The following is an 8,377-nucleotide window of genomic DNA, read 5'->3' as shown; positions in this document are numbered from 1 at the left end:
GGTCAGGTACTGGCTAAACCGGGCTCAATCAAGCCGCACACTCAGTTCGAATCTGAAGTGTATATTCTGAGCAAAGATGAAGGTGGCCGTCATACGCCGTTCTTTAAAGGCTACCGTCCGCAGTTCTACTTCCGTACCACTGACGTGACAGGCACCATCGAACTGCCGGAAGGCGTGGAAATGGTGATGCCGGGCGACAACATCAAGATGGTCGTAAACCTTATCGCGCCGATCGCGATGGACGACGGTCTGCGTTTCGCTATCCGTGAAGGCGGCCGTACAGTAGGCGCTGGCGTGGTTGCTAAAGTTATCGCTTAATTGCTGATAAAAGTTTGACGCAATACGCGGGAAAAGGGCATCATTTGATGCCCTTTTTCTGCTCTGCCATAGTAGAACCTATCTCATCAGCGATTGTGCAGTATAATCATTGGTGAGATAGGCTCTGTTGAGATGGCGTAAATCCCGAATTGTTCCGGTTATCAAGAACAGCTTTCGGTTTGGTTGCCCTCATCGTACAGGGCAAATTATTTTGTCTGAATTATTGTGACAGGTTGGTTTATGAGTGCGAATACCGAAGCTCAAGGAAACGGGCGTGGCCTTGAAACGCTTAAGTGGCTGATCGTTGCCGTTTTACTGATAATTGCGATTGTTGGCAACTACTATTACCGCGATTTTAGTCTGCCGTTGCGTGCATTAGCCGTAGTGATTCTGATTGCCGCTGCCGGAGGCGTTGCTTTGCTGACGAGTAAAGGCAAATCCACTGTTTTGTTTGCGCGCGAAGCCCGTACAGAAGTACGTAAAGTCATATGGCCTACCCGTCAGGAAACTCTGCACACAACACTGATTGTCGCAGCGGTCACTGCGGTGATGTCGCTGATTCTGTGGGGGCTGGATGGCATTCTGGTCCGTCTTGTGTCCTTTATTACTGGCCTGAGGTTCTAAGATGTCCGAAGCTCCAAAGAAACGTTGGTACGTCGTTCAGGCATTTTCTGGTTTTGAGGGTCGAGTCGCTCAGTCTTTGCGTGAACATATCAAGCTTCACAATATGGAAGATCACTTTGGTGAAGTGATGGTTCCTACTGAAGAAGTGGTCGAAATCCGTGGTGGTCAGCGTCGTAAAAGCGAGCGCAAATTCTTCCCCGGTTACGTGCTGGTTCAAATGGTAATGGATGACGCCAGTTGGCATCTGGTGCGCAGCGTTCCGCGCGTGATGGGTTTCATTGGCGGTACGTCTGATCGTCCTGCGCCTATTAGCGATAAAGAAGTCGACGCAATCATGAATCGCTTGCAACAGGTGGGTGATAAACCGCGTCCAAAAACGCTGTTTGAGCCGGGTGAAATGGTTCGGGTCAATGATGGGCCGTTTGCTGACTTCAATGGCGTGGTTGAAGAAGTGGATTATGAGAAGAGCCGTTTGAAGGTTTCTGTTTCCATTTTTGGACGCGCCACTCCGGTAGAACTGGATTTCTCTCAGGTTGAGAAAGGCTGATCCCAAGGATTTTAATACTTGTCTAAGGCGCGAAATTGACCTACAATTTGGCGCCTTTGTTTTATGTGTCATTAAGACGCATAACATGTTTATAGATCGCGGGGAGCTTCTTCGTGAAGCGTTATTACCCATTAGAGGAAAGCTAAATGGCCAAGAAAGTACAAGCCTATGTCAAGTTGCAGGTTGCAGCTGGTATGGCTAACCCGAGTCCGCCAGTTGGTCCGGCTCTGGGTCAGCAGGGTGTTAACATCATGGAATTCTGTAAGGCATTCAACGCCAAAACAGAAAGCCTGGAAAAAGGTCTGCCGATTCCGGTTGTTATCACTGTTTACTCCGACCGTTCCTTCACCTTCGTTACCAAAACTCCGCCGGCATCCGTACTGCTGAAAAAAGCGGCTGGTATCAAGTCTGGTTCCGGTAAGCCGAACAAAGACAAAGTGGGTAAAGTGACCCGTGCTCAGGTTCTGGAAATTGCCCAGACCAAAGCGGCGGACATGACGGGTGCTGACGTGGAAGCCATGGCGCGTTCCATTGAAGGTACTGCTCGTTCCATGGGCCTGGTAGTGGAGGACTAAGAAATGGCTAAGCTGACCAAGCGCATGCGCGTGATCCGTGAAAAAGTTGATGTAACCAAACAGTATGACATCAACGAAGCCGTTGCCCTGCTGAAAGAGCTGGCCACTGCTAAATTTGTTGAAAGTGTTGACGTTGCCGTAAACCTCGGCATCGACGCACGTAAATCTGACCAGAACGTCCGTGGCGCGACTGTACTGCCGCACGGTACTGGCCGTACTGTTCGCGTTGCTGTATTTACTCAGGGTGCCAACGCTGAAGCTGCTAAAGCTGCCGGCGCTGACCTGGTAGGTATGGATGACCTGGCTGAGCAGATCAAGAAAGGCGAGATGAACTTCGACGTAGTTATTGCTTCTCCGGATGCAATGCGCGTTGTTGGTCAACTGGGCCAGATTCTGGGCCCGCGCGGCCTGATGCCGAACCCGAAAGTGGGTACTGTAACCCCGAACGTTGCTGAAGCTGTGAAAAACGCTAAAGCCGGTCAGGTGCGTTACCGTAACGACAAGAACGGTATCATCCATACCACTATCGGTAAGGTTGATTTCGACGCTGACAAACTGAAAGAAAACCTGGAAGCTCTGCTGGTTGCGCTGAAAAAAGCCAAACCGGCTCAGGCTAAAGGCGTGTATATCAAGAAAGTCAGCCTGTCCACCACCATGGGTGCAGGCGTTGCCGTTGATCAGAGCGGTTTGAACGCTGCTGCGCTCTGATAGCTTTTGTTCCTCTTTACGTGGGTGGGGGATGTACGTATAATCCTACGCCCATTGTTCTATAAGTGAACAAATACGGATTTTCGGTTGGAGCCTGGCCTAATCCAGGCCTCCGTCCAAGACCGCAGGTGTTTCGCTTACCGGAAGGTAGCGAAACTTAATTCTCCTGCGTAGACGGTGACAGAGCCTAAAGAAAATTTTCTTTTACTGGATTCTGCTCACCGTGTTTTAACGCCTGCCTTCCATGTGGTTGCAGGTGAAGTGAGTTCCGGAAATTTTTCCGGCTAAATCCAGGAGCAAAAGCTAATGGCATTAAATCTTCAAGACAAACAAGCGATTGTTGCTGAAGTCAGCGAAGTAGCCAAAGGTGCGCTGTCTGCGGTTGTTGCGGATTCTCGTGGCGTTACCGTGGATAAAATGACTGAACTGCGTAAAGCAGGTCGTGAAGCTGGCGTATACATGCGTGTTGTTCGTAACACCCTGCTGCGTCGCGTCGTTGAAGGCACTCAGTTCGAATGCCTGAAAGACACGTTTGTTGGTCCGACCTTGATTGCATACTCTATGGAACACCCGGGCGCTGCCGCTCGTTTGTTCAAAGAGTTCGCTAAAGCGAATGCAAAGTTCGAGGTTAAAGCTGCGGCCTTTGAAGGTGAGTTGATTCCGGCGGCTCAAATTGACCGTCTGGCAACGCTGCCGACTTACGAAGAAGCAATTGCACGCCTGATGGCGACCATGAAAGAAGCCTCTGCAGGCAAACTGGTCCGCACTCTGGCTGCTGTCCGCGATCAGAAAGAAGCTGCGTAATCGCGCTTTTCCTGTTATCGCATTTGCTAACGTATAAACTTTTTCTGATTGTTAGGAACAATTGTCATGTCTATCACTAAAGATCAAATCATTGAAGCAGTAGCGGCTATGTCTGTAATGGACGTTGTTGAGCTGATCTCTGCAATGGAAGAAAAATTCGGCGTTTCTGCTGCTGCCGCTGTAGCTGTTGCTGCTGCTGGTCCGGCTGAAGCTGCTGAAGAGAAAACCGAATTCGACGTTATCCTGAAAGCTGTTGGCGCTAACAAAGTTGCTGTTATCAAAGCCGTTCGTGGCGCAACGGGTCTGGGCCTGAAAGAAGCGAAAGATCTGGTTGAATCTGCTCCGGCTGCTCTGAAAGAAGCAGTGAGCAAAGATGACGCTGAAGCTCTGAAAAAATCTCTGGAAGAAGCTGGCGCTGAAGTTGAAGTTAAATAAGCCAACCCTTCCGGTTGCAGTCTGAGAAATCAGGCTGATGGCTGGTGACTTTTTAGTCACCAGCCTTTTTGCGCTGTAGGGCGCCAGTAGTATTTCACGCTGTTTGACTACTGGTTTCCCATCAATGTTTGTTTCTATCGACGACTTAATATACTGCACCAGAGCCAGCTGCTCTGTGTAAAGCGCAATGAAATGATTTAAGAGTGATAGAAACAGGTATTGCGGAAAGCGTTCCACTTTCCGATCGACATAAACGGTGTTGCATGAACTGTCCTTTATCAGGACATACAGATTGGGTCACTGATCAGCGAGCTGAGGAACCCTATGGTTTACTCCTATACCGAGAAAAAACGTATTCGTAAGGATTTTGGTAAGCGTCCGCAAGTGTTGGACATACCTTATCTCCTTTCTATCCAGCTTGACTCGTTCCAGAAGTTTATCGAGCAAGATCCGGAAGGTCAGTACGGACTGGAAGCTGCGTTCCGTTCTGTTTTCCCCATCCAGAGCTATAGCGGCAGTGCAGAACTGCAATACGTAAGCTATCGTCTGGGCGAGCCGGTATTTGACGTTAAAGAATGTCAAATTCGCGGCGTAACCTTTTCTGCGCCGTTGCGCGTTAAGCTGCGTCTGGTGATCTACGAGCGCGAAGCGCCGGAAGGCACCGTAAAAGACATCAAAGAACAAGAAGTGTACATGGGCGAAATCCCGCTCATGACCGACAACGGTACCTTCGTGATCAACGGTACCGAGCGCGTTATCGTTTCCCAGTTGCACCGTAGTCCGGGCGTGTTCTTCGACAGCGACAAGGGCAAAACCCACTCTTCCGGTAAAGTGCTGTATAACGCACGCATTATTCCTTACCGTGGTTCTTGGCTGGACTTCGAGTTCGATCCGAAAGACAACCTGTTTGTGCGTATCGACCGCCGTCGTAAATTGCCGGCGACTATCATTCTGCGTGCACTGAATTACTCCACTGAAGACATTCTGGGGCTGTTTTTCGACAAGATTGTTTACGAAATCAACAATAACAAGCTGCAAATGGAGCTTGTTCCCGAACGTCTGCGCGGTGAAACCGCCTCTTTTGATATTGAGGCTGACGGCAAGGTTTACGTCGAAAAAGGTCGCCGCATCACGGCGCGCCATATCCGTCAGTTGGAAAAAGACGGCATCGAACGTATTGAAGTGCCGGTGGAATACATCGCGGGCAAAGTGTTGGCCAAAGATTATGTCGATACCAGCACTGGCGAAGTTATCGCTATGGCGAACATGGAACTGTCGCTGGATCTGTTGGCTCGTCTGAGCCAGGCCGGGCACAAGCGCATCGAAACTCTGTTCACCAACGATCTGGATCACGGTCCATACATGTCCGAAACGGTGCGTGTTGATCCGACTAATGATCGTCTGAGCGCGTTGGTTGAAATCTACCGCATGATGCGTCCGGGCGAGCCGCCGACACGCGAAGCGGCGGAAAGCCTGTTCGAAAACCTGTTCTTCTCCGAAGACCGCTACGATCTGTCTGCGGTTGGCCGCATGAAGTTTAACCGCTCCCTGTTGCGCGACGCGATCGAAGGATCCGGCATCCTGAGCAAAGAAGACATCATTGATGTCATGAAAAAGCTCATCGATATCCGTAACGGTAAAGGCGAGGTCGATGATATCGACCACCTGGGCAACCGTCGTATCCGCTCCGTGGGCGAAATGGCGGAAAACCAGTTCCGCGTCGGTCTGGTGCGCGTAGAACGTGCGGTGAAAGAGCGTCTGTCTCTGGGCGATTTGGACACCCTGATGCCGCAGGACATGATCAACGCCAAGCCGATTTCCGCGGCGGTGAAAGAGTTCTTCGGTTCCAGCCAGCTGTCCCAGTTTATGGATCAGAACAACCCGCTGTCCGAAATTACGCATAAACGCCGTATTTCCGCATTGGGCCCCGGCGGTCTGACCCGTGAGCGTGCCGGCTTCGAAGTGCGAGACGTTCACCCGACCCACTATGGTCGTGTATGTCCGATCGAAACGCCGGAAGGTCCGAACATCGGTCTGATCAACTCGCTGTCTGTGTACGCACAGACCAACGAATACGGTTTCCTGGAAACCCCGTATCGCCGTGTACGCGATGGCGTGGTGACTGACGAAATTCATTACCTGTCTGCGATTGAAGAAGGCAACTACGTTATTGCTCAGGCGAACACCAACCTGGATGACGAAGGTCACTTCATCGACGAACTGGTGACTTGCCGTAGCAAGGGCGAGTCCAGCTTGTTCAGCCGCGATCAGGTTGACTACATGGACGTTTCCACTCAGCAGGTGGTCTCTGTGGGGGCGTCCCTGATCCCGTTCCTGGAACACGATGACGCCAACCGCGCCCTGATGGGTGCGAACATGCAACGTCAGGCGGTTCCGACCCTGCGCGCCGACAAGCCGCTGGTGGGCACCGGTATGGAACGTGCTGTTGCGGTTGACTCCGGTGTTACCGCGGTCGCTAAACGTGGCGGTACCGTACAGTATGTCGACGCATCCCGTATTGTTATCAAGGTGAATGAAGACGAGATGTATCCGGGTGAAGCGGGCATCGACATCTACAACCTGACCAAATACACCCGTTCCAACCAGAACACCTGCATCAACCAGATGCCGTGTGTGTCGCTGGGCGAGCCGGTTGAGCGCGGAGACGTATTGGCCGACGGCCCGTCTACCGATCTCGGTGAGCTGGCGCTGGGTCAGAACATGCGCGTCGCGTTCATGCCCTGGAACGGCTACAACTTCGAAGACTCCATCCTCGTTTCCGAGCGTGTAGTGCAGGAAGATCGTTTCACCACCATCCACATTCAGGAATTGGCGTGCGTGTCCCGCGACACCAAGCTGGGGCCTGAAGAGATTACGGCCGATATCCCGAACGTGGGTGAGGCTGCGCTCTCCAAACTGGATGAATCCGGCATCGTTTACATCGGTGCGGAAGTGACCGGCGGCGATATCCTGGTCGGTAAAGTGACGCCGAAAGGCGAAACCCAGCTGACGCCGGAAGAAAAACTGCTGCGCGCCATCTTTGGTGAAAAAGCGTCTGACGTTAAAGATTCTTCTCTGCGCGTGCCGAACGGCGTTTCCGGTACGGTTATCGACGTGCAGGTCTTTACCCGCGATGGTGTGGAAAAAGACAAACGTGCGCTGGAAATCGAAGAAATGCAGTTGAAGCAGGCCAAAAAAGACCTGACTGAAGAGCTGCAGATTCTGGAAGCCGGCCTGTTTGCGCGTATCCATGACGTGCTGGTCGCCGGCGGCGTTGAAGCCGAGAAACTGGGCAAGCTGCCGCGCGAGCGTTGGCTGGAACTGGGGCTGACCGACGAAGATAAACAGAATCAGCTGGAACAGTTGGCTGAGCAGTATGACGAGTTGAAACACGAATTCGAGAAAAAACTCGAAGCCAAACGTCGCAAAATCACCCAGGGTGATGATCTGGCGCCGGGCGTGTTGAAGATCGTCAAGGTGTATCTGGCGGTTAAACGTCAGATTCAGCCGGGTGACAAGATGGCGGGCCGTCACGGTAACAAGGGTGTTATCTCCAAGATCAACCCGATCGAAGATATGCCTTATGACGAAAACGGTACCCCGGTCGACATCGTGCTGAACCCGCTGGGCGTTCCATCGCGTATGAACATCGGTCAGATTCTGGAAACCCACCTGGGTATGGCGGCGAAAGGCATCGGCGACAAGATCAACGCCATGCTCAAGCAGCAGCAGGAAGTGGCCAAGCTGCGTGAATTCATTCAGCGTGCTTACGACCTGGGCAGCGGCGTGCGTCAGAAGGTGGATCTGAACACCTTCTCCGACGAAGAAGTGCTGCGTCTGGCCGACAACCTGAAAAAAGGGATGCCGATCGCCACGCCGGTGTTCGATGGCGCGAAAGAAGCGGAAATCAAAGAACTGCTGAAGCTGGGCGATCTGCCGACTTCCGGTCAGATCCGGCTGTACGACGGTCGTACCGGCGAACAGTTCGAACGTCCGGTTACTGTGGGCTACATGTACATGCTGAAGTTGAACCACCTGGTCGACGACAAGATGCATGCCCGTTCCACCGGTTCGTACAGCCTGGTTACTCAACAGCCGTTGGGTGGTAAGGCGCAGTTCGGTGGTCAGCGCTTCGGTGAGATGGAAGTGTGGGCGCTGGAAGCTTACGGCGCAGCCTATACCCTGCAGGAAATGCTGACGGTGAAATCCGATGACGTGAATGGTCGTACCAAGATGTACAAAAACATCGTGGACGGCGATCACCGGATGGAGCCGGGCATGCCGGAATCTTTCAACGTACTGCTGAAAGAAATCCGCTCCTTGGGCATCAACATCGAGCTGGAAGACGAGTAATTCAGCCCGAACG

At 52.2% G+C, this 8,377-nt stretch carries 8 protein-coding genes; all 8 read left to right on the top strand.

Going from position 1 to position 8,377, the window contains the following annotated elements; genetic code table 11:
• A partial coding sequence (locus tag DPA2511_RS22170) for an EF-Tu C-terminal domain-related protein (RefSeq protein ID WP_023638517.1) occupies positions 1 to 318 on the top strand: 318 nt, incomplete at its 5' end.
• Positions 319 to 558: 240 nt separating this feature from the next.
• Positions 559 to 942 (top strand): preprotein translocase subunit SecE, encoded by a 384-nt coding sequence (secE, locus tag DPA2511_RS19200; RefSeq protein ID WP_015855386.1) that lies wholly within the window; start codon positions 559 to 561, stop codon positions 940 to 942.
• Between the two features lies 1 nt (position 943).
• Entirely contained in the window at positions 944 to 1,489 is a 546-nt protein-coding gene (nusG, locus tag DPA2511_RS19195) for a transcription termination/antitermination protein NusG (protein WP_015848189.1), read from the top strand.
• A 146-nt stretch (positions 1,490 to 1,635) separates the two neighbouring features.
• Positions 1,636 to 2,064: a 50S ribosomal protein L11 gene (rplK, locus tag DPA2511_RS19190; RefSeq protein WP_015855385.1), complete on the top strand. Its 429-nt coding sequence runs from the start codon at positions 1,636 to 1,638 to the stop codon at positions 2,062 to 2,064.
• Between the two features lie 3 nt (positions 2,065 to 2,067).
• Positions 2,068 to 2,772: a 50S ribosomal protein L1 gene (gene rplA / locus DPA2511_RS19185; protein WP_015855384.1), complete on the top strand. Its 705-nt coding sequence runs from the start codon at positions 2,068 to 2,070 to the stop codon at positions 2,770 to 2,772.
• A gap of 306 nt (positions 2,773 to 3,078) precedes the next feature.
• Positions 3,079 to 3,576, top strand: a complete 498-nt coding sequence (rplJ, locus tag DPA2511_RS19180; protein WP_012882962.1) for a 50S ribosomal protein L10 — start codon at positions 3,079 to 3,081, stop codon at positions 3,574 to 3,576.
• 66 nt (positions 3,577 to 3,642) lie between these two features.
• Positions 3,643 to 4,011: a 50S ribosomal protein L7/L12 gene (gene rplL, locus DPA2511_RS19175; RefSeq protein WP_015855383.1), complete on the top strand. Its 369-nt coding sequence runs from the start codon at positions 3,643 to 3,645 to the stop codon at positions 4,009 to 4,011.
• A gap of 324 nt (positions 4,012 to 4,335) precedes the next feature.
• Entirely contained in the window at positions 4,336 to 8,364 is a 4,029-nt protein-coding gene (gene rpoB / locus DPA2511_RS19170; protein WP_015855382.1) for a DNA-directed RNA polymerase subunit beta, read from the top strand.
• Positions 8,365 to 8,377 lie beyond the last annotated feature (13 nt).

This window comes from Musicola paradisiaca NCPPB 2511, from assembly GCF_000400505.1.
In the GTDB taxonomy this organism is placed as follows: Bacteria; Pseudomonadota; Gammaproteobacteria; order Enterobacterales; family Enterobacteriaceae; genus Musicola; species Musicola paradisiaca.
The sequence above is the reverse complement of the archived record's forward strand: the minus strand, read 5'-3'. Positions and strand labels throughout refer to the sequence as shown.

What these genes read in the sequence shown, in the direction of transcription:
- rplJ (WP_012882962.1), top strand. Translation starts at nt 3,079, where the DNA reads ATGGCATTAAATCTTCAAGACAAACAAGCGATTGTTGCTGAAGTCAGC.
- rpoB (WP_015855382.1), top strand. Translation starts at nt 4,336, where the DNA reads ATGGTTTACTCCTATACCGAGAAAAAACGTATTCGTAAGGATTTTGGT.
- nusG (WP_015848189.1), top strand. Translation starts at nt 944, where the DNA reads ATGTCCGAAGCTCCAAAGAAACGTTGGTACGTCGTTCAGGCATTTTCT.
- rplK (WP_015855385.1), top strand. Translation starts at nt 1,636, where the DNA reads ATGGCCAAGAAAGTACAAGCCTATGTCAAGTTGCAGGTTGCAGCTGGT.
- secE (WP_015855386.1), top strand. Translation starts at nt 559, where the DNA reads ATGAGTGCGAATACCGAAGCTCAAGGAAACGGGCGTGGCCTTGAAACG.
- rplA (WP_015855384.1), top strand. Translation starts at nt 2,068, where the DNA reads ATGGCTAAGCTGACCAAGCGCATGCGCGTGATCCGTGAAAAAGTTGAT.
- rplL (WP_015855383.1), top strand. Translation starts at nt 3,643, where the DNA reads ATGTCTATCACTAAAGATCAAATCATTGAAGCAGTAGCGGCTATGTCT.